The organism is Flavobacterium piscinae (assembly GCF_004122145.1).
In the GTDB taxonomy this organism is placed as follows: domain Bacteria; phylum Bacteroidota; class Bacteroidia; order Flavobacteriales; family Flavobacteriaceae; genus Flavobacterium; species Flavobacterium piscinae.
The window spans coordinates 234,991-254,746 of sequence record NZ_SBKQ01000003.1; the positions used below are offsets into that span (position 1 = coordinate 234,991).

The 19,756-nt window shown below is 34.9% G+C and carries 20 protein-coding genes; 11 read left to right on the plus strand and 9 right to left on the minus strand.

The features are described 5' to 3' along the window. Nucleotides 1–89: 89 nt before the first annotated feature. Nucleotides 90–1,904 carry an autotransporter outer membrane beta-barrel domain-containing protein gene (locus EQG68_RS03940; RefSeq protein ID WP_129463480.1) on the plus strand — a complete coding sequence of 605 codons (1,815 nt, stop codon included), beginning with the start codon at nucleotides 90–92 and terminating at the stop codon, nucleotides 1,902–1,904. A gap of 78 nt (nucleotides 1,905–1,982) precedes the next feature. On the opposite strand, the gene rnhA is transcribed toward EQG68_RS03940, so the two are convergent. Next, nucleotides 1,983–2,462 (minus strand): ribonuclease HI, encoded by a 480-nt coding sequence (rnhA, locus tag EQG68_RS03945; RefSeq protein ID WP_129463481.1) that lies wholly within the window; start codon nucleotides 2,460–2,462, stop codon nucleotides 1,983–1,985. A 22-nt stretch (nucleotides 2,463–2,484) separates the two neighbouring features. Continuing rightward, a complete protein-coding gene (purN, locus tag EQG68_RS03950; protein ID WP_129463482.1) occupies nucleotides 2,485–3,057 on the minus strand; it encodes a phosphoribosylglycinamide formyltransferase in 573 nt (190 codons plus the stop codon). Nucleotides 3,058–3,232: 175 nt separating this feature from the next. On the opposite strand from purN, the gene EQG68_RS03955 reads away from it, so the two are divergent. The 5 genes from EQG68_RS03955 (at nucleotide 3,233) to pyk (ending at nucleotide 7,685) form a co-directional block, all read left to right on the plus strand. Beyond that, complete coding sequence (locus tag EQG68_RS03955; RefSeq protein ID WP_007137004.1) at nucleotides 3,233–3,469, plus strand: acyl carrier protein; 237 nt, start codon at nucleotides 3,233–3,235, stop codon at nucleotides 3,467–3,469. Nucleotides 3,470–3,643: 174 nt separating this feature from the next. Beyond that, on the plus strand, nucleotides 3,644–4,897 hold the full coding sequence (gene fabF, locus EQG68_RS03960; protein ID WP_129463483.1) for a beta-ketoacyl-ACP synthase II: 1,254 nt from the start codon (nucleotides 3,644–3,646) through the stop codon (nucleotides 4,895–4,897). Between the two features lie 6 nt (nucleotides 4,898–4,903). Next, nucleotides 4,904–5,650 (plus strand): ribonuclease III, encoded by a 747-nt coding sequence (gene rnc / locus EQG68_RS03965; RefSeq protein ID WP_129463484.1) that lies wholly within the window; start codon nucleotides 4,904–4,906, stop codon nucleotides 5,648–5,650. Between the two features lie 110 nt (nucleotides 5,651–5,760). Further along, the gene (locus tag EQG68_RS03970; protein ID WP_129463485.1) at nucleotides 5,761–6,246 is read left to right on the plus strand and encodes an IPExxxVDY family protein; all 486 of its coding nucleotides are present in this window, start codon (nucleotides 5,761–5,763) and stop codon (nucleotides 6,244–6,246) included. A gap of 8 nt (nucleotides 6,247–6,254) precedes the next feature. Further along, on the plus strand, nucleotides 6,255–7,685 hold the full coding sequence (gene pyk, locus EQG68_RS03975) for a pyruvate kinase (protein WP_129463486.1): 1,431 nt from the start codon (nucleotides 6,255–6,257) through the stop codon (nucleotides 7,683–7,685). A 68-nt stretch (nucleotides 7,686–7,753) separates the two neighbouring features. On the opposite strand, the gene EQG68_RS03980 is transcribed toward pyk, so the two are convergent. Then, nucleotides 7,754–8,269 carry a PAS domain-containing protein gene (locus EQG68_RS03980; RefSeq protein WP_129463487.1) on the minus strand — a complete coding sequence of 172 codons (516 nt, stop codon included), beginning with the start codon at nucleotides 8,267–8,269 and terminating at the stop codon, nucleotides 7,754–7,756. Between the two features lie 140 nt (nucleotides 8,270–8,409). Here EQG68_RS03980 and EQG68_RS03985 point away from each other — a divergent pair, with 140 nt between their 5' ends. Further along, complete coding sequence (locus tag EQG68_RS03985; protein WP_129463488.1) at nucleotides 8,410–9,303, plus strand: T9SS type A sorting domain-containing protein; 894 nt, start codon at nucleotides 8,410–8,412, stop codon at nucleotides 9,301–9,303. Here EQG68_RS03985 and hemE read toward each other — a convergent pair. The 6 genes from hemE to hemA are packed head-to-tail and all read right to left on the minus strand — an operon-like array spanning nucleotide 9,300 to nucleotide 15,665. Next, entirely contained in the window at nucleotides 9,300–10,325 is a 1,026-nt protein-coding gene (gene hemE, locus EQG68_RS03990; RefSeq protein WP_129463489.1) for a uroporphyrinogen decarboxylase, read from the minus strand. The genes EQG68_RS03985 and hemE overlap by 4 nt on opposite strands. An 11-nt stretch (nucleotides 10,326–10,336) precedes the next feature. Continuing rightward, entirely contained in the window at nucleotides 10,337–11,032 is a 696-nt protein-coding gene (locus EQG68_RS03995; RefSeq protein WP_129463490.1) for a uroporphyrinogen-III synthase, read from the minus strand. Between the two features lie 2 nt (nucleotides 11,033–11,034). Next, nucleotides 11,035–11,724: a potassium channel family protein gene (locus EQG68_RS04000; RefSeq protein ID WP_129463491.1), complete on the minus strand. Its 690-nt coding sequence runs from the start codon at nucleotides 11,722–11,724 to the stop codon at nucleotides 11,035–11,037. 11 nt (nucleotides 11,725–11,735) lie between these two features. Further along, nucleotides 11,736–13,478, minus strand: a complete 1,743-nt coding sequence (locus EQG68_RS04005; protein ID WP_129463492.1) for a TrkH family potassium uptake protein — start codon at nucleotides 13,476–13,478, stop codon at nucleotides 11,736–11,738. A 10-nt stretch (nucleotides 13,479–13,488) separates the two neighbouring features. Further along, nucleotides 13,489–14,412, minus strand: coding sequence for a hydroxymethylbilane synthase (gene hemC / locus EQG68_RS04010; protein ID WP_129463493.1), 924 nt, complete (start codon nucleotides 14,410–14,412; stop codon nucleotides 13,489–13,491). Further along, nucleotides 14,409–15,665 (minus strand): glutamyl-tRNA reductase, encoded by a 1,257-nt coding sequence (gene hemA / locus EQG68_RS04015; RefSeq protein WP_129463494.1) that lies wholly within the window; start codon nucleotides 15,663–15,665, stop codon nucleotides 14,409–14,411. Before hemA ends, hemC begins: the two co-directional genes overlap by 4 nt. Before the next feature lie 229 nt (nucleotides 15,666–15,894). On the opposite strand from hemA, the gene EQG68_RS04020 reads away from it, so the two are divergent. The 4 genes from EQG68_RS04020 to EQG68_RS04035 are packed head-to-tail and all read left to right on the plus strand — an operon-like array spanning nucleotide 15,895 to nucleotide 19,707. Further along, nucleotides 15,895–16,761, plus strand: a complete 867-nt coding sequence (locus tag EQG68_RS04020; protein WP_129463495.1) for an AraC family transcriptional regulator — start codon at nucleotides 15,895–15,897, stop codon at nucleotides 16,759–16,761. Nucleotides 16,762–16,785: 24 nt separating this feature from the next. Further along, nucleotides 16,786–17,823 carry a ferrochelatase gene (gene hemH, locus EQG68_RS04025; RefSeq protein ID WP_129463496.1) on the plus strand — a complete coding sequence of 346 codons (1,038 nt, stop codon included), beginning with the start codon at nucleotides 16,786–16,788 and terminating at the stop codon, nucleotides 17,821–17,823. Further along, nucleotides 17,823–19,178: an MATE family efflux transporter gene (locus tag EQG68_RS04030; RefSeq protein WP_129463497.1), complete on the plus strand. Its 1,356-nt coding sequence runs from the start codon at nucleotides 17,823–17,825 to the stop codon at nucleotides 19,176–19,178. Before hemH ends, EQG68_RS04030 begins: the two co-directional genes overlap by 1 nt. Then, complete coding sequence (locus EQG68_RS04035; protein ID WP_129463498.1) at nucleotides 19,165–19,707, plus strand: CopD family protein; 543 nt, start codon at nucleotides 19,165–19,167, stop codon at nucleotides 19,705–19,707. Before EQG68_RS04030 ends, EQG68_RS04035 begins: the two co-directional genes overlap by 14 nt. Nucleotides 19,708–19,756 lie beyond the last annotated feature (49 nt).

Here is a 19,756-nt window from a genome sequence, read left to right on the forward strand (position 1 = left end):
ACTTTTTGTCGACTTTTAACATCTTTGTTGTTATTTTTTAATAAATTTAACATGTGTTTAGATTTATTAGTTCATTTAAATAAAAGCATATGAAAAATTGTTACCTTTTACCTTGTTTTCTTTTGCTATGTAGTTTTGAATTAACTTGGTCACAAGTAGGGGTTGGTACAACTACTCCGGCTTCAACTTTAGAGGTCGTGGCAACAAATCCAACCGGAGCTTCCACCAATGTTGATGGTATTTTAATTCCAAGAGTAAGCCGACAAAGAGCTCAAAACATGGCCGGCACACCCACTTCAACTTTGATTTATGTAAACGACATTGCTTCAGGTACTGCCACCGGAACTACGATTAATGTAACTTCGGTAGGATTTTATTTTTTCAATACTTCCGGTGTTTGGGAGAGAATCTCAACCGGACTTAATACTAATTGGTCTTTAACCGGAAACGCAGCCACCAACCCGGCTACAAACTTTATTGGCACTACCGATGCACAAGACCTCCGAATTCGAACTAACAATACAAACCGCTGGAATATATCCAATACCAACAACGGTCAATTACAATCCTATTCCTTGGGTACAGCTGCTTTACCAATCTATTCTTGGCAATCAGACCCTAATACAGGTATGTTTAGTTCAGCTGCCGATAATTTGAACTTTTCAACTAACGGAGTACAAAGAATCAGTATTGGGAACACAGGAAATGTTGGGATAAACATTGCTCCTTCTACCTACAAACTTGATGTGGATAGTGGTACCGGTGATGCTGTCTATGGTCATTCAGCAAATGTGGGTGGTATTTTAGGTAGAGAAACCAATTTCAGTATAGGTACTCCACCACAAGCAATTTCCGGTGCGGGAGTGTATGCAAATAATCCTGCAGCGGGTTATACCAGTATTTTTGCACAGTCTACCGGAGCAGCAACAGTGGCAGCAAACATTAACTATTCAAATGTTTGGATGGCAAGCTACAACTATGTAGATAATGCCTCAGCTACAGTTAACCCTAGTTCATCCTACCACCAACTGAATGTTACTTCTCCAACGTTGGGAGGTTTTCAATCAGCAATAAATGCTTACAGCAGCCGAGGAACTACGGTGGGCAATCCAGGTTATACCATAGGTGTAAACGCCACTGCTGACGCACAAAATCAAGACGCAATTGGTGTTTCAGGTGTAGCATTTACTAACGCAGGATTTCGATTTGGGGGATACTTTGAAGGACTTTCTTATGCTGGTGTAAGTAATGCCTATGCCTATGTTGGTGGAACTCCAAACGGTGTAACGGCCAGAAAAATACTCGGTACCGGATCTGTTTCCGAAATTATTCCTACTGCAAACCATGGTAGAGTAACACTCACTTGTCCGGAATCGCCTGAATATTGGTACCAAGATTATGGAACTGTTGAAATGGTAAATGGTAAAGCAACTATTGTTTTAGACCCAATTTTAGCTGAGATCATTGTTGTGAATGATGAAAACCCAATCAGAGTTTTTTGTACTCCGGTAGCAATGCCTTATTTTAATGGTGTTACCGTAATGAAACAAACCCAAAATTCAATAGAAATTTTAGAATTAAACGGCGGAAACCATTCCGGAAAATTGCAATACCAATTGGTTGCTAAACCTAAAACTAATTATGGCGAAGGAAGATTTCCGCAGGCTCCCGGCCCAAGCTTCTTAAAAGCAGACAAAGAGCCAATTGCGGCCAAAGCTTCTAATAATCCACAAGATGGCAGAAGTATATATCGTTGGCCTGCCGACCATGAAGTATATCAATACAATCCGGAGGATTCGGTTAATATAGGGGATGTAATTCCTGCTGGTCCAAATGCGGGTAAAATTAAACTTGGTGATGGAAAATATGGTGTAGCCGTTCCTGTTGAAAAAACTAAAAAATAGAACGCTGGGCTTTGATGGTTTTAGATATTTTAACGATTAGAATAAGCACCCAAACTTTAAGAAAATAGAAATTTTTTTTCAAAATAGTTTACCTTCTTCCTTTTCATAAATAGCATCTACAGATAAATTCGGTAAACCGGATGCATAAACTGCCAATTCATCACAACGCTCGTTTTGTGGATGGCTGTTGTGTCCTTTTACCCATTTAAAATCTACTTTATGCTTGCGATAGACTTTAAGAAACCGTAACCATAAATCGGGATTTTTCTTTCCGGCAAAACCTTTCTTTTCCCATTGAAAAACCCAACGTTTTTCTACGGCATCCACTACGTATTTTGAATCAGAAGTAACTAAAACAGATGTGTTTGGGTTTTTTAGTTTTTCTAATCCTACAATCACGGCTAAAAGTTCCATTCGGTTGTTGGTCGTATAACGAAAGCCCTCGTAGAATTCTTTTTTATAGGGCGAACCCACCAATTCCATCACAACACCATAGCCACCGGGTCCGGGATTTCCCTTGGCTGCTCCGTCGGTGTAGATGTGGACTTCGTGGGACATGTTTTTAGACGTTGGGTTAGAGTTAATTGGAATTAGTCGATAGGAGTTGATCAATTATTAGTGGAAAAAATTCTTGTTCCAATTGATGCACTTTCTTAGAAATGTCTTCAATACAAGAGCAGTCGGTGATGGAAACAGATTTTTGAAAGATAATTCCTCCTTCGTCATAGTGCTCATTGACAAAATGAATGGTGATGCCGGTTTCGGTTTCTTTATTATCCATTACGGCTTGATGCACATGATTGCCATACATGCCTTTCCCTCCATATTTGGGTAATAATGCCGGATGAATATTGATAATTTTATTGGGAAATTCTTGGATGATATGTTCCGGAAATTTAAGTAAAAACCCCGCTAATACAATTAAATCAGGGTTTATGTCAATTAATTTAGAAAGCACAAAATCACCGGAAAGCTCCTGTTTATTAAAAATAACTGTTTGAACATTCAAGTTTTTTGCTTTCTGAATAACTTTGGCATTAGAATTGTTTGAAAAAACAGCGACGACCGATTTTGAGTAATTATTTTTGAAATAATGAATGATGTTTTCAGCATTGGAACCCGTTCCTGAGGCAAAAATCACGATGTTCTTCATGTTTCCTGTAATTTTTATTACGCAAAAAAACAAAAAAGAAACGAGAATTTATAAGGTTTGAGCTTCTATTGTCAAATTAATTTTTTAAATTCGTGGTCAGATTTATGAACTAAAATGTTGTTTTAAAATAAAGTTTTTTATTTTTGCCAACAATTAAACTAAAATTTAAAAGATTATGTCAGACATTGCATCAAGAGTAAAAGCGATTATCGTAGACAAATTAGGTGTTGACGAAAACGAAGTTGTAACAGAAGCAAGCTTCACAAACGATTTAGGAGCTGATTCATTAGACACTGTTGAGCTAATTATGGAGTTCGAAAAAGAATTTGATATTCAAATTCCAGACGACCAAGCTGAAAACATTGCTACTGTAGGTCAAGCTATTTCTTACATCGAAGAGGCTAAAAAATAATAACTACAAACATCCCGTTCTGCTTATCCGGAACGGGTGTTATTATTTTATTAAATCTAAATTATTGATTGTCATTCAATCACACACATACACAAAAAAACTCCCCTGATTTTTAAATTTCAATAAATTTCAGGGTTTTTTTGTTTATATTCGTACCAATAAATTTTTAACAAAATGGAGTTAAAACGAGTAGTTGTTACCGGATTAGGTGCTTTGACACCCATAGGAAATAATATTCAGGAATACTGGAATGGTCTCATTAACGGCGTGAGTGGAGCCGCACCTATAACCTATTATGACACAGAAAAACACAAAACAAAGTTTGCCTGTGAAGTAAAAAATTTCAATGTGGAAGAATTTATTGACCGCAAAGAAGCCCGGAGAATGGATAAATTTGCTCAATATGCCATTGTGGCCAGTGACGAAGCTATCTTAGATGCCGGAATTACCGGAGACAACGTTGACAAACACAGAGTTGGTGTCATTTGGGGAGCGGGAATCGGAGGATTAGAAACTTTTCAAGAAGAAGTTTTATATTATGCCAAAGGAGACGGAACTCCAAAATTTAATCCGTTTTTTATCCCAAAAATGATTGCTGATATTGCCCCAGCTCATATTTCGATGAAAAATGGGTTTATGGGTCCAAATTATACGACTGTTTCCGCTTGTGCTTCTTCAGCCAATGCATTGATTGATGCTTTTAACTATATTCGATTAGGATTGTGTGATGTTATTATTTCAGGCGGTTCTGAAGCAGCGGTTACAATTGCAGGCATGGGCGGATTCAATTCCATGCACGCTTTATCAACCAGAAATGACAGCCCGGAAACCGCTTCAAGACCTTTTGATGCTACCCGAGACGGATTCGTATTGGGCGAAGGTGCCGGTGCTTTAGTATTAGAAGAATATGAACACGCTAAAGCTCGTGGAGCAAAAATATATTGTGAAGTTGGCGGTGGCGGTATGTCATCCGATGCGTATCATTTAACAGCACCACATCCGGAGGGAATAGGTGTGATTGCCGTAATGAAAAACTGTTTGCGTGATGCAAAAATGAATCCGGAAGATATCGATCATATCAACACACACGGAACCTCAACTCCGTTGGGTGATGTTGCCGAATTGAAAGCAATTAGTGCTGTGTTTGGAGATCATGCCAAAAAAATCAACATCAATTCCACCAAATCAATGACCGGGCATTTGCTTGGTGCTGCTGGAGGAATTGAGGCGATCGCTTCCATCCTAGCCATTAAACATGGAATAATTCCTCCTACTATTAATCATTCTGTCGTGGATGAAAACATTAATCCGGAGTTAAACCTGACTTTAAACAAAGCTCAAAAGAGAGATATCAAAGTTGCGATGAGTAACACCTTTGGTTTTGGTGGACACAACGCTTGTGTTTTGTTTAAAAAATTGGAAGACTAAATTTCAATGAACGTTTTTAAAAAAATATTTACCAAAAATTCCCGTCCTCTTGAAGGCGGGATTTTTTTTGAAGCCATTCATAAAATACTCGGGTTTAAGCCCAATAGCCTTGAATACTATCAAAAAGCCTTTACTCATCGCTCATCTAACAAGTTAGACACAAAAGGAAACCCTATCAACTATGAGCGATTAGAGTTTTTGGGTGACGCTATGCTTAGTGCAGTAATTGCAAGCCATTTGTTTAATGAAGTGCCCTCCGGAGACGAAGGTTACCTCACTAAAATGCGTTCAAAAATTGTGAGTCGTGAGCATTTAAATGAACTCGGAAGGGATTTAAACCTAATCCAATTAGTAGACAGTAAAGTACCTTCTCAACATTTTGGAGAAAACATTCACGGTAATATTTTTGAAGCCTTAGTGGGAGCTATATTTTTAGACAAAGGCTATACTTATTGCGAAAAATTTATCTACAAACGAGTGATTGTTCCATATGTTGATATTGCAAAATTAGAAGGAAAAGTAATTAGCTATAAAAGCTTAGTCATCGAATGGTGCCAAAAGGAAAAAAAACCTTTTCATTATGACGTTTTTGATGACAATGGGAATGATGGCCAACGCTATTTTGGTGTTAAATTAAGTATTGATAACAAAATAATTGCCAAAGCAAGAGCTACTTCAAAAAAGAAGGCAGAAGAAATTGCCTCCAAGCGTGCTTTTTTCGCATTCCAAGAAAAAATGGACAAAAAATTGTAGAAATCTCAAAAACTACATCGTTTTCGTTCATAAATTATCGTTAAGTTAAGAAATCTGTCTGTTTTTATAGGTTAAAAACACTATATTTACATCTTGTTTGAATGTTAAATATGGCTATTCATAAATTATTCATTGACGACTTCGAAGAAGCTGACTATCAGCTAATCGCCATTCATACTCCCTTGGAAAATTATCGAGTTGCCTATTTTATAAACCAAAACCTACCCGTTTTACTGCATCGGAATAAAAAAGATATTTTAATCGGTTCGGAAAAACAAAAAACTGGATTCCCAAATTTCATATTTGAAGACAATAAAAAAGAAATTTTTTGGACATTAATTGAAAACAAAAAAGAAGTTTCTCTCCCTCAAAAAAGCAAAATCATCAATCTTTTTAATGAAGAACAAGAATTTAGCAACATGGTTTATTTTTTACCTGAATTTAAAACAGTAGATTTTTTTCTTAAAATTGAAGGAGATGAAGACCAAATCATTCTTAACAATATAGTGATAAAACTAAATACCATCGACCTAATCACAACAGTATATGCTGTAGATAAAAGTCGTATAAAATCTAAAAACAATTTAATTTTTTAAAAAACAATATGCCAATCAACAAAAAAACCAAAATTGTTGCCACATTAGGGCCTGCTTGCAGTACCAAAGAGGTTATTAAAAACATGGTGGATGCCGGGGTTAATGTGTTTCGAATCAATTTTTCTCATGCCGATTATGACGATGTGAAAGAACGCATCAACATCATTCGGGGATTAAATGAAGAATTCGGCTACACCACTGCCATTTTAGCCGATTTACAAGGTCCAAAACTACGCGTGGGTGTGATGAAAGAAGATGTTGTGGTGAGCAAGGGAGACATTATCACTTTTCAAACTGCAGAAGATGTGCCGGGAACTGCCGAACGTGTTTATATGAATTACAAAGAATTTCCAAGTGATGTAAATCCGGGTGAAAAAATTCTTTTGGATGATGGAAAATTAATGTTTGAAGCATTGGAAACCAATGGTACTACTGAAGTTGTTTGTAAAGTTATACAAGGCGGCCCATTAAAATCAAAAAAAGGAGTAAACCTCCCTAACACCAAGGTTTCGTTACCTGCTTTGACTAAAAAAGACATCAAAGACGCTTTATTTGCTATTGAAAATGAAGTAGATTGGATTGCTCTTTCTTTCGTTAGAACACCCAAAGATTTAGAAGAATTACAGGATTTGATTGCAAAACATTCTTCTTATAAAATTCCAATTGTTGCCAAAATTGAAAAACCGGAAGCAGTAGAAAACATTGATAAAATTGTTGCTTTTTGTGATGGTTTAATGGTTGCCCGTGGTGATTTAGGTGTTGAAGTTCCGGCAGAGGAAGTTCCATTGATACAGAAAAAATTAATTCACAGAGCTAAAACGGCTAGAATTCCGGTAATTGTTGCTACGCAAATGATGGAAACAATGATCACCAGTTTAACACCAACCCGAGCGGAAGTAAACGACGTAGCTAACTCGGTGATGGATGGTGCAGACGCCGTGATGCTTTCAGGAGAAACTTCCGTAGGAAACTATCCCGTAGAAGTGATTGAAACGATGTCTAAAATCATTCGTTCAGTAGAAGATAGTCCGCTGATAACCGTTCCACATAATCCGCCACATGTTCGTACCAAACGATTTATTACCAAATCCATTTGTTATCATGCGTCAATTATGGCCAATGAAATTAAAGCAAAGGCTATTTCTACTTTAACAAATAGTGGATATACGGCTTTCCAGATTTCTGCTTGGCGACCAAGTGCTCATATTTTGGTTTTCACATCCAACAAAAGAATACTAACTCAACTGAATTTGTTATGGGGGGTACGCTCGTTTTACTATGATAAATTTGCCAGCACGGATGATACAGTGGAAGATGTAAACAAATTAGCGAAAGAAAAAGGATTTGTAGAAAAAGGTGATATGGTGATTAATTTAGCAGCTATGCCAATTGCTGAAAAAGGGATGGTTAATACATTGAGAGTTTCTGATATTTCATAAAAAAACACCAATAAAAATTTATAAAAAAAAGGAGCTTATTTCAGCTCCTTTTTTTATGCTTATGCAGTTTATGCAGCTTTTTCAAATGCAATAAAATTTGTCAGTTCTCCTGATGTATTAAAAATAGGAAAACCTTTGATATGACATTGGTATAAAGAACCGTTTTTGCAATAATTTGTAACTACTTTTTCAAAAGGAATTTTATTTCTTACTGCATGACCAATTTCTTTTGAAGTTTCAACACATGTGGCGGGACCTTGAAACATTTTTGGTGTTTTCCCAAGAACTTCTTCGGGTCGGTAACCGTTCATTTTTTCCATATTTTTGGTGGAAAAAACAATTTTTAAACTTGGACAAGTTACCACAACCACGGTATCCACATCAATTGCTTTATTCAAATCAATTTCTGTTTTCCAATCGTTAAATGTCGCCAATAATTCTAATTGATTTTGATCAGCTATTATTTTATTTAATTGACTTAAGAAATCTCCATAAAAATCCCACGTGGTGAGCGGCATTTTTTTTGTTCCCAAATTTGATTCATAAATGGAATAACTCTTGTCATATTCTTTAAACTCTAACATTGTGTACTATTTTAAATCAAAATTAGATTTTAATTTCAAACCACAATCAAATTGAATCAGGTTTAACGATTGTTGAAGATTGAAAAATCAAAGAGAACGGAATAATTTTGGTATTAAAAATACCTATATTTGAAACGCGTATGCTAAAAAAAATTATCTATATCAGTTTATTTTTAAATTGTTTTACCATAATAGGTCAAACCTATATTCCTCTGCTCGATACTCAAAACGAATGGCATTTTACAACTTGTTATGAAGGTTGTTTAACCGATATCTATTATACAAATGGTGATACACTAGTGAATAATAAAAATCACAAAATTCTTGATGGTTACCATTATATTTCAAGAACATTTTTGCTTCATGAAGATGTTGCAGAAAAAAAGGTTTCTCTGACAAAAATTAGTCCTAATCGAATTGATGAATATTTACTTTATGATTTTGGATTGGAAGAAGGAGATACATTTGAGATGAAAAACCCCATTACCCCTTTTCCTGAAGAAGGCGGTTTGTATGTTTTAGATTCTATCAGAAATGTTGAAATTTGGTCGGGAACCATGCGAAAACACTTTTATTTTTCTCCTCACGAAACCAATCAAATCAGTACTCAAAATGCAATTTGGGTCGAAGGTGTTGGTTCTTTATCCCTGATTAATGCACCCGGAGGTCATCCGGATATAAATAACGTAGGGTTATTGAATTGTTTTTTTAAAAATGGTGAACTCTTTTATTCCAATTTAACTCCTGAAGTTACGGTTTGTGAACCAACTATTCTATCATTATCAGAAGATAAAGAATTAGAAATAATTGTTTATTATCCGGAAAATGACAAATCTGTTTGTTTTTTAAAAAACATTGAAAATATAACTAAAATTGACCTTTTTGACCTTAATGGAAGGAAATTAGCTAGCTTTCAAAATTCGAATCAAAATGAAATTCAGCTTGATGTAAGTTCTTTTTCCAGTGGGATTTATAATCTCAAGTTATATTGTTATGATGGAGAAAAACAAATAAAAATAATAGTAAGACATTAATTTTTATATTCCTTCACCGCTTCTACAAAAGCTTTTGCATGATCCTCAGGAATGTTTGGTAAAATTCCGTGCCCAAGATTTACGATATAACTATCTTTTCCAAATTCATTAATCATTTGATGTACCATTTTTTTGATGGTTGGAATGGGTGATAATAACCGTGATGGGTCAAAATTCCCTTGCAAGGTGATTTTTCCGCCCGATAAATAACGTGCATTTCTGGCCGAACACGTCCAATCTACACCCAAAGCCGAAGCTTTAGATTTCGCCATGTCATTTAGAGCAAACCAACATCCTTTTCCAAAAACAATTACTTTGGTGTGCGGAGCTAATGCTTCTACAATTTGATTGATGTATTGCCAAGAAAATTCTTGATAGTCCACCGGAGAAAGCATACCGCCCCACGAATCAAAAATTTGTATAGCATTACAACCGGCTTTTACTTTTTCCTTTAAGTATAAAATAGTTGTATCGGTTATTTTTTGTAATAAAGAATGAGCGGCTATCGGATTTGAAAAACAAAACCCTTTGGCAGTATCAAAACTTTTTGACCCTTTTCCTTCCACAGCATAGCAAAAAATGGTCCAAGGCGAACCGGCAAAACCAATCAATGGCACCTCATCATTCAACATTTCTTTGGTTAGTCTGATGGCATCAAAAACATACCCTAACGTTTCATTCACATCCGGAACATAAACTTGGTTCACTTGTTCCATGGTTCGAATCGGGTTAGGAATAATTGGTCCTAAATTGTCTTTTAATTCCACGTGAATTCCCATTGCTCTTGGCACAACCAAAATATCTGAAAATAATATAGCGGCATCAGGCTTTACAATTCGGATGGGTTGTACTGTAATTTCCGCTGCTAATTCAGGTGTTTCACATCGAGTAAAAAAATCGTATTTGTCACGCAAAGCTCTGAATTCAGGCAAGTATCGTCCGGCTTGACGCATCATCCAAACGGGTGGTCGCTCAACCGTTTCATTATTTAAGGCTCTTAGGAAAAGGTCATTTTTTAACATAATTGAATATTTTATATCGACAGAATTTTGTCAGACATAGGATTTTTATAATAATTAATACATTGTATGATTACGTTTTCTACCGTTGGTTGGTTTGCAATCACAATTTTTTTTGTTGTTTTTTCAATTTCTGCTGCGGTTGTTTTCCCAATGCAAAAACAAACTTCATTAGAAATTGAATTTTCTTTCAAATAACTCTGAACAGCAGACGGACTAAAAAACAAAATTCCATCTAACGGATTATCAATTTTATGTGGTGTTAAAATGGTTTTATAGACTTCAAACTCTTCAAAAATGATATTGTTTTTTTGAAAAGAAGTTGGAATAGTATCTCTTCTTAAATTGCCCGAGAAAAAAGTAAATTTTTTATCCGAATAATTATTTAACAAATAATCCACTAAATCTTCTGCATATTCAAATGAATTTTCAACTTTAAATCCGTTTTCTTTTAAAAGTTGCTTTGTTTTTATTCCGACACAAAAACAATTTTTCTCTTTTAAAATGAAATGATTTTCATTCTGTAAAACACTTAAAACGGCATTTTGGCTAGTAAAAATCAAATAATCAAAAGTAGAATTTAATTCAAGTTTTTGAAATTCAATTTGAATAAAGTCAGCTTCAATCAATCGAAAATCTGCATTGAGTAAAAACTGTTTTTGATTAGGTTGAAGTTTTTTGGTAGATACTATTTTGATTGCTTTTTCCAACGTTAATCTTGTCCTTCACAATAAATTGAAATATTTTTATTATCGCCAAAAACCACCAAGATATCATCTTCATAAATCACAGTTTCCGGAGTTGGCAAACCGATTGTTTCTTTGACAATTGATTTCTTCCCGATTAAATTTGTTTTCTCTTTTTTCCGGATAATTGTTACTAAATTCAAGTGGTATTTATCAATTGTATTTAATTCATACAATGTTTTACCATGAAATTCAGGTTTCGACTTTACTTCAGAAATCGTGTAATTATTATCTAATTGATAATTTTCTAAAGTCGTTTTAAAGTTGATTTGTTTGGTCAAACGATCAGCACTTTCTTGTTCCGGATGGATGATACTGTAAATCCCCATTGCTTCCAAAACCGTGTCGTGAATGGGTGATAATGCTCGACTAATGATTTTCACGTTAGACAATTTTTTGATAATGGCAGTGGTGATAATGGCTGCTCCTTCGTTTTCTCCAATTGCCACAACAATTTTATCAGCATCCTTTAAAGGTAAGGCTTCATAGGCTAATTCATTGGTAGAGTCCATACAAATTGCGTGTGAAATTTTGTCTTTAATCAAATTGACTTTGTCCATTTGTTTATCAACACCAATCACTTCATTACCTGTTTCTGTTAGGCTTAAGGCCAATGACATTCCAAAATTTCCTAATCCAAAAATGATAATTTTCATTCTCTTAGATTTTAGTTAATTAAAATATTCTCTTTTGGGAATTCATAAAACTGATGATTGATTTGTCGAAGTAGTCCAATCATCAAGTTAAGCATCCCGATTCTTCCGATAAACATAGTTACAATCAGTACATATTTACTGGGTTCGGTTAATGTAGGTGTAAAATTCAATGACAATCCTACAGTACTGTACGCCGAAAAACATTCAAAAACTACTGAAAGCAAATCAGTTCCTTTAGGTTCAAAAATTAATAATGCCAAAATAGCAAAACCTATCACTATCAATGAAATGCATAAAATAGCAAAAGCTCTGGAAGTCGATTCGCTGGAAATTCTTCGTCCTAAAAGTTGTATTCTGGTTTTTCCGCTGGCAATGGCAAAAATATTTAAGGTTGCCAAAGCAAAGGTACTTGTTTTTATTCCACCTCCGGTTGAGGCAGGCGATGCACCAATCCACATTAAAAAGATGATGAACAACAGTGTAGGAACTGTAAATTCTGTAAAATCGATGGTATTAAAACCTGCTGTTCTGGGGGTCACTGCATTAAACGCAGTTGATGTAATTTTTCCGAATAATGTTTTATGATAATTCATCGTATTGTTGTATTCCGACATCCATAAAAAAACAAATCCTCCAAGCAATAATGCTCCAGTTGTATAGAGTACAATTTTAGAGTTTAAGGTCATAATACTTACTTGCTTGTGAATTCTGTTTCGGTCAAAAAACTCTAACACATAAATTTTTAAATATTGATAAAAATTAAAAATAATGTTGTACCCTAATCCGCCAAAAACAACCATAACAATTACAACCCATTGCATATAGTAATTAAATTGAATATAACTTTCGCTTAAGCCGGAAGATAACGTTGAAAATCCGGCATTACAAAAAGCTGAAATAGCATGAAACAATGAAAAAAAGACTTTATTTTCAATATTTGGATTATCTAAAATAGATGAATAAATAAATAATGCCCCTAACATTTCCACACTTAAGGTAAATATTACCACATTCAAAGCTGTTTTTAAAACATCCTTTAAAGTATCTTGAGCGATAAAGTCTCTTACATTTAATCCTTCCTTAAACGAAGAGCTTCCTCGAAAGAAAAAGGCAAAAAACGAAGTAAATGTCAAAATTCCCAATCCGCCAATTTGAATTAAACTGATGATAATGGTTTGACCAACTGTGGTGAAATCAGTTGCTGTATCCAGAACAATTAATCCGGTTACACAAACCGCACTGGTGGAGGTAAAAAGTGCATCGGTAAAAGAAATCCCATTCGTTGTGGCATTTGGCAGCATTAATAAAAAAGATCCTAATATAATGATGGCAAAAAAACTACCCACAAATACAATCGCCGGATTGTAATACACCTCATAAACATACCGCACCAAAATCATTAATCGAATGATAAAATAAAAAATCAATCCGGCTTCTAAAATGGGACGGATTTTACGAAGTACATCCAAATAATGCAAATCAATATTTACAATAGAAATAAAGAACGAAATCAATAATAAAACACCAATGATAATCGAATTAACTAAAGCAACTTTTTTCCTTCCTTTCGATTTATAATAAAAATATTTAAAAACGTTGAATGCAAATAAGGCTATGGCGATAAGAACTAAACCAATGAATTTGGGTGTATGGTACTCCTCATGAATACTATATCCAAAATCGAAAACGATGTAAGTCAATACAATAAGATCAAAAAACCGGTAGATTATCTTAAATAAAGAATCTTTTTCCATAAAGCGATAGTTAGTGCTTTTGGTTTAATGCAGTTTTTATAGTTTGCATTAATTCAGAACCACCATTTTCTAAAATTTCAGTAGCACAAAGTTCGCCAAAATTTTCAAATAATGAGTTATTTATGGTTTTTTCTATTACTAACTTTTCTTTTCCGTCTAGAGAAAAAAGAACTCCTTTTAATGTAATTTGATTTTTGTCAATCGTAGCAAGTGCTCCAATAGGTGCGGTACAACCTCCCTCAAGTGTTTTGAGAAATTGTCTTTCAACAAAAGTGCAAATTTCGGATGGTTTATGATTTAAATGAGTCAAAGCTTCTCTCGAAAAACTATCGTCTTCCATAGCAACCACTACCATTGCTCCTTGAGCGGGAGCGGGAATCATCCAATCCAGGTTGATGAATGTTTCCGGTTTTAAATTAATTCGTTCGAGTCCTGCGGCAGCAAATACCGCACCTTTCCAATTGCTTTCTTTTAATTTTTGCATGCGAGTGTTTACATTTCCACGTAAATCTTCTACTTGATGGGTTGGATATTTATTCAACCACTGGGCTTTTCGTCGTAAACTTCCTGAAGCAATTATTCCCGAAGTTTCTAAAAAAGATAAATCACCTTTGTGAACCAAAATGTCTAATGTTGAAGCTCGTTCTAAAACTGCCGCTTGCACAATTCCTTTGGGTAAAGCCGTCGGTACATCTTTCATGGAATGAACAGCAATATCTACCTCGCCTTTCAACATTGCTATATCCAACGTTTTGGTGAAAATTCCGGTAATTCCGAGTTCGTAAAGTGGTTTGTCAAGAATAATGTCGCCGGTTGATTTTACAGAAATAATTTCAGTTTGGTAACCCAAATCATTTAGTCTTTTTTCAACGGTATGAGCTTGCCAAAGTGCGAGTTCGCTGTCGCGAGTTCCAATTTTGATGGTTTTACTCATTTTACAGCCGTTTCAATTTGAAAAATTTTCTCAATCCATTCGATGCTTTCATCCACCATCGTGTTGTCATCTTTCAAATGATTAGCAAAATGGGTTGTAATTTTTTGAATGATTCGGTTGCTGATGATTTCCGCTTGGTCCTGATCAAAATTGGCGATTTTTTTACGTTGAAAATCCAATTCGCCGTCTTTAATAGAATTCAATTTTTCTTTCAAAGCATGAATCGTTGGGGCAAATTTTCTGGCTTTCATCCACGAAATGAATTCCGATTTCACTTCATCTATGATGGCTTCAGCAGCCGGAATATGTTGTTTTCTTTTTTCTAAGGTATCGTCTGTCAATTGCGATAAATAATCCATATGAACTAATGAAACATTTTCCAATGATTTCACATTTTCGTTTACATTTTTGGGGATGGATAAATCTAAAATTAAAAGTGGTTTTTTGAGATTTAAAATATCTTTGTCAATGGTAGGATTTTGTGCACCGGTAGCCACAATTAGCACATCGGCTTTTTGAATTTCTAGCGGTAATTCAGTATAATCTTTTACAATTAAATTGAATTTTCCGGCAATTTTTTCTGCTTTATCTTTTGTTCTGTTAATTAAAACAATGTGGTCATTTTTTGTATGCTTGACAAGGTTTTCACACGTATTTCGACCTATTTTTCCTGTCCCGAAAAGCAAAATGTTTTTTTGAGAAATGCCTTCTACATTATTTAAAATATACTGAACTGAAGCAAAAGCAACCGAAGTCGCTCCGGTACTGATTTCTGTTTCGTTTTTAATCCGTTTACTGGCTTGAATGACGGCATTAATCAATCGCTCTAAGAAAGAATTAGCTAAACCTAACGATTTACTTTCAACAAAACTATTTTTAATTTGAGATATAATTTCAAAATCACCTAAAATCTGACTGTCTAAACCGGTTCCTACGCGAAACATGTGCGAAATGGCTTCTTGATTTTTATAAACATAAGCCACTTTTTGAAAATCTTCAACAGTGCCAACACTGTTTTCACACATCAACTTAATCAATTGAAACGGATGTTGTGCAAAACCATATATTTCTGTTCTGTTGCACGTTGAGGTAACAATTAAACTATCGATTCCTTCCAATTTTGCTTGACGCAATACATTGGTTTTGGCTTTTTCGTCTAAACTGAATTTTCCGCGTGTCTCCGCATCTGCTTTTTTGTAACTCAATCCAACGGCATAAAACGTTTGATGTTTTGACAGGTTTAAATTTTCCATAAATACACTTTTCCTAAAATGTTGAACAAAATTATCATTATCTATTCTATAAAAGTATCGCTCAAAGTACTTTTTGTGTCGCTTGAAGATATAGCAATCCAAAATGTACTTTTCATCGTATTTTCTTTTATATTTGTAGCATTCTCAATGCTTAAGAAAGTGTTTGTTTAGAATAATTCTAAATAAACAAAATTCAAGCCTTCTGAATTATATACGAAAAAATGTCGCTATGGGTTCTCAAGAAGAAATAAAAATTGAAGATGACTTTATTTTAATTCGCTTTCAAAACGACTCCGAAGAGGTGGTTCGCTTTGAAAGACAGGTGTCTACGGGTTTAATTCAATTTCATTTTGGATTAAAAGGAAAAGCAAAATTTATCTTCAACCAAGGCAATTATGCGTTGGAAATGAAGGAAGAAAAATCACTTTTACTTTATAATCCGCAAAAAGAATTGCCGGTTCATTTGGAAATTGCACCCCAATCTTGGATAATTTCCGTATTGGTTTCAATAAAAAAATTCCATGCTTTATTTTCAGCCGAAGCAGAATATATTCCGTTTTTAAGTGATAATAATCGGGAGAAAAAATATTATGCCGAGGAAAACATAAGTCCATCGATGGCCATCGTGCTCAATCAAATCTTTCATTACAACCTCAATGCTTCTATAAAAAATCTTTATTACAAAGGAAAAGGTTATGAACTGTTAAGTTTGTACTTTAACCGCAACGAAGATCCGAACGCCGACCATTGTCCGTTTTTGATTGATGAAGAAAATGTATTGAAAATAAAAAAAGCCAAAGAAATTGTCATTTCCAACATGGCAGAACCTCCGGGTTTACAAGAATTGGCCGATCAAGTGGGTCTGAATTCAAAGAAACTAAAAATGGGTTTCAAACAAATTTATGGCGATAGTGTGTACAGTTTTTTGTTTGATTATAAAATGGAATACGCCCGTAAATTGTTAGACAGTGGAACTTACAATGTAAATGAAGTGGGTGTGCAAATTGGTTATAGCACCGCTTCGCATTTCATTGCTGCGTTCAAAAAGAAATTCGGAACAACGCCGAAAAAATATTTAATGTCATTGTCGAATTAGAAAAAATAAATTGCTACATAAAAAATGAAAAAAGGAGTATTATTAGTCAACTTAGGTTCGCCCGAAAGTCCAACCCCTAAAGATGTCAAGCCGTATTTAGATGAATTTTTAATGGATAAATATGTGATTGACGTTCCGTTTTTATTGCGAGCGTTGATAGTTCGCGGAATAATTTTGCAAACCCGACCAAAAAAATCAGCCGCAGCTTATGCCAAAATTTGGTGGGATGAAGGTTCGCCTCTCATTGTGTTATCCAAACGAATGCATAAAAAAGTGCAAGCTAACACGAGTATTCCGGTGAGTTTAGCGATGCGTTATGGCAAACCAAGTATTGAATCGGGATTACAAGAATTACACGATCAAGGCGTGACCGAAGTGATGCTTTTCCCTCTATATCCGCAACACGCAATGGCATCAACCGTGACCATTTTAGTTTTGGCAGAAGAAATTCGTAAAAAGAAATTCCCAAATATGAATTTCACTATTCTTCCGGCTTTTTACAACCAAAAAGATTATATCAGAGACTTATCCAATTCCATTAAAAAGCATTTGGAAGATTTTGAATATGATCATTTATTGTTTTCATATCACGGCATTCCGGAACGTCATATTCGCAAAACCGATATCACCAAAAGTCATTGCAAAATTGACGGTTCGTGTTGCCACACACCATCTCCTGCTCACGAATTTTGCTACCGTCATCAATGTTATGAAACCACCAAACAAGTGGTTGAATTTTTAGGAATTCCAGAAGGAAAATTCAGTCAAACGTTTCAATCGCGTTTAGCCGGCGATAAATGGCTCACCCCTTACACCGATGTGGAAATCAACAAAATGCCTGCAAAAGGGATCAAAAAATTAGCCGTTGTTACACCTGCTTTTGTATCTGATTGTTTGGAAACCTTGGAAGAAATTGCCATGGAAGCCAATCATGAGTTTAAAGAACATGGCGGCGAAGAATTCTTAGCTATCCCTTGTTTAAACGACGACGACGATTGGTGCAAAACCTTAAGCCGATGGATTGACCAATGGGCTTTTGCTCAAACAGAAACTGCAAAATAATGGCACAATCCTCGGGAGCTTTAGGTACAGATGACATCAAACAATTGTTGATAAAACAAGCTGTGCCGGCTTCTATTGGCATACTTTTTATGTCGATTAATATTTTAGTCGACACCATATTCGTGGGTCAATGGATTGGTTCGTTGGCCATAGCAGCCGTTACGGTAGTTTTACCCATTACTTTTCTAATTTCTTCTTTAGGAATGGCAATTGGAATTGGCGGAAGCTCCATTATTTCAAGAGCTTTAGGAGCAAAAGACAAAGAAAAAGCCTATCGAACTTTTGGTAATCAAATCATGATGACTATGGCTTTGGCTTTGTTTTTTGTAACAGTTGGATTTTTATTTTCCGATGAAATTCTGCTACTTTTTGGGGCCAATGGCGAAATTATGCAGCCGGCTAAAGAATTTTTTATCCCGGTTTTAATTGGTGTTCCTTTTTTGGCACTTTGTATGATGGGTAACAATGTGATACGTGCTGAAGGCAAGGCCAAATTTGCCATGATGGCCATGATTATTCCGGCCTTTGGCAATATTTTTCTTGATATTGTATTCATCAAATTTTTAGATATGGGAATGTTCGGAGCGGCTTTAGCAACCACACTTTCCTATTTTATGTGTTTTGTTTTTATTCTATGGTTTTTCATTACAAAAAGTGAATTAAAACCGTCACTCCCTCATTATAAATTTGATTTTTCAATTGTAAAAGAAATTTCCTCGCTCGGATTAGTTACGTTTTCTCGTCAAGGTGTAGTAAGTATTTTGGCGATTATCATTAACCATACTTTATTTACCTATGGTGGCGAACATTCTGTTGTAGTTTATGGAATCATCAGTAGAATGTTGATGTTTGCATTATTTCCCATTTTGGGAATTACACACGGATTTCTTCCAATTGCCGGATACAATTATGGTGCAGAAAATTATAATCGAGTAAAAGAAACCATTTCGATTTCAATAAAATATGCGGCTCTTTTAGCAACATTTATTTTTGTTTTAATATTAATTTTTGCCAAACCCATAGTTTCCGTTTTTACAAACGATGTTGATGTTATTGCAGAAACCCCGGATGCATTGCGATGGGTTTTTGCTGCTACACCCATTATTGCTCTCCAATTAATTGGAGCCGCTTATTTTCAAGCGGCCGGAAAGGCAATTCCGGCATTGCTGCTCACGTTATCCAAACAAGGATTTTTTCTGATTCCACTTGTACTCATTTTGCCAAATTATTTTGGTATTTTTGGAGTATGGGTCGCTTTTCCAATTGCAGATGTTTTATCTACGATAATAACGGCTTACTTTTTGAGGAAGGAAATGACTACTAAACTGATTGAAAAACCGGATGGAATTTTATAACTACATCAAAGCATTACACCTCATCTTTGTTATTACTTGGTTTGCCGGGTTATTTTACATCGTAAGATTATTCGTATACCATGCTGAAGCCAAAGAAAAACCGGAACCCGAACAAAGTATTTTAATCCAACAATACCAATTAATGCAATACCGTTTGTGGTACATTATCACTTGGCCAAGTGCCGTTTTGGCAAGTCTATTTGCTTTTTGGTTGTTGTATTTAATTCCTTCTTGGTTAGAACAAGATTGGATGTTGGTTAAATTAGGTTTTGTGGTTTTATTATATGCTTATCACATCAAATGCCATCTTATTTTTAAAAAATTACAACAAAACGAGGTTAAAAAAAGCTCTACCTTTTTCCGTTTATGGAATGAAGGAGCGACCTTAATTTTATTTGCAGTTGTATTTTTAGTGATTTTAAAAAATGCCATCAATTGGATTTATGGTGTAATCGGGATTTTTGTTTTTTCAATATTGATTATGATTGGTTTTAAAATGTATAAACGAATTAGGGAACGAAACCAATGAGTTTTTCAAAAAAAATAAGTAACCTTTCACTTCGGGTCAGAATTTTCAT

Excerpts from the sequence above, each read along its gene's own strand:
- EQG68_RS03940 (WP_129463480.1), top strand. The coding sequence starts at position 90 with ATGAAAAATTGTTACCTTTTACCTTGTTTTCTTTTGCTATGTAGTTTT.
- rnhA (WP_129463481.1), bottom strand. The coding sequence starts at position 2,462 with ATGTCCCACGAAGTCCACATCTACACCGACGGAGCAGCCAAGGGAAAT.
- purN (WP_129463482.1), bottom strand. The coding sequence starts at position 3,057 with ATGAAGAACATCGTGATTTTTGCCTCAGGAACGGGTTCCAATGCTGAA.
- EQG68_RS03955 (WP_007137004.1), top strand. The coding sequence starts at position 3,233 with ATGTCAGACATTGCATCAAGAGTAAAAGCGATTATCGTAGACAAATTA.
- fabF (WP_129463483.1), top strand. The coding sequence starts at position 3,644 with ATGGAGTTAAAACGAGTAGTTGTTACCGGATTAGGTGCTTTGACACCC.
- rnc (WP_129463484.1), top strand. The coding sequence starts at position 4,904 with ATGAACGTTTTTAAAAAAATATTTACCAAAAATTCCCGTCCTCTTGAA.
- EQG68_RS03970 (WP_129463485.1), top strand. The coding sequence starts at position 5,761 with ATGGCTATTCATAAATTATTCATTGACGACTTCGAAGAAGCTGACTAT.
- pyk (WP_129463486.1), top strand. The coding sequence starts at position 6,255 with ATGCCAATCAACAAAAAAACCAAAATTGTTGCCACATTAGGGCCTGCT.
- EQG68_RS03980 (WP_129463487.1), bottom strand. The coding sequence starts at position 8,269 with ATGTTAGAGTTTAAAGAATATGACAAGAGTTATTCCATTTATGAATCA.
- EQG68_RS03985 (WP_129463488.1), top strand. The coding sequence starts at position 8,410 with ATGCTAAAAAAAATTATCTATATCAGTTTATTTTTAAATTGTTTTACC.
- hemE (WP_129463489.1), bottom strand. The coding sequence starts at position 10,325 with ATGTTAAAAAATGACCTTTTCCTAAGAGCCTTAAATAATGAAACGGTT.
- EQG68_RS04000 (WP_129463491.1), bottom strand. The coding sequence starts at position 11,724 with ATGAAAATTATCATTTTTGGATTAGGAAATTTTGGAATGTCATTGGCC.
- EQG68_RS04005 (WP_129463492.1), bottom strand. The coding sequence starts at position 13,478 with ATGGAAAAAGATTCTTTATTTAAGATAATCTACCGGTTTTTTGATCTT.
- hemC (WP_129463493.1), bottom strand. The coding sequence starts at position 14,412 with ATGAGTAAAACCATCAAAATTGGAACTCGCGACAGCGAACTCGCACTT.
- hemA (WP_129463494.1), bottom strand. The coding sequence starts at position 15,665 with ATGGAAAATTTAAACCTGTCAAAACATCAAACGTTTTATGCCGTTGGA.
- EQG68_RS04020 (WP_129463495.1), top strand. The coding sequence starts at position 15,895 with ATGGGTTCTCAAGAAGAAATAAAAATTGAAGATGACTTTATTTTAATT.
- hemH (WP_129463496.1), top strand. The coding sequence starts at position 16,786 with ATGAAAAAAGGAGTATTATTAGTCAACTTAGGTTCGCCCGAAAGTCCA.
- EQG68_RS04030 (WP_129463497.1), top strand. The coding sequence starts at position 17,823 with ATGGCACAATCCTCGGGAGCTTTAGGTACAGATGACATCAAACAATTG.
- EQG68_RS04035 (WP_129463498.1), top strand. The coding sequence starts at position 19,165 with ATGGAATTTTATAACTACATCAAAGCATTACACCTCATCTTTGTTATT.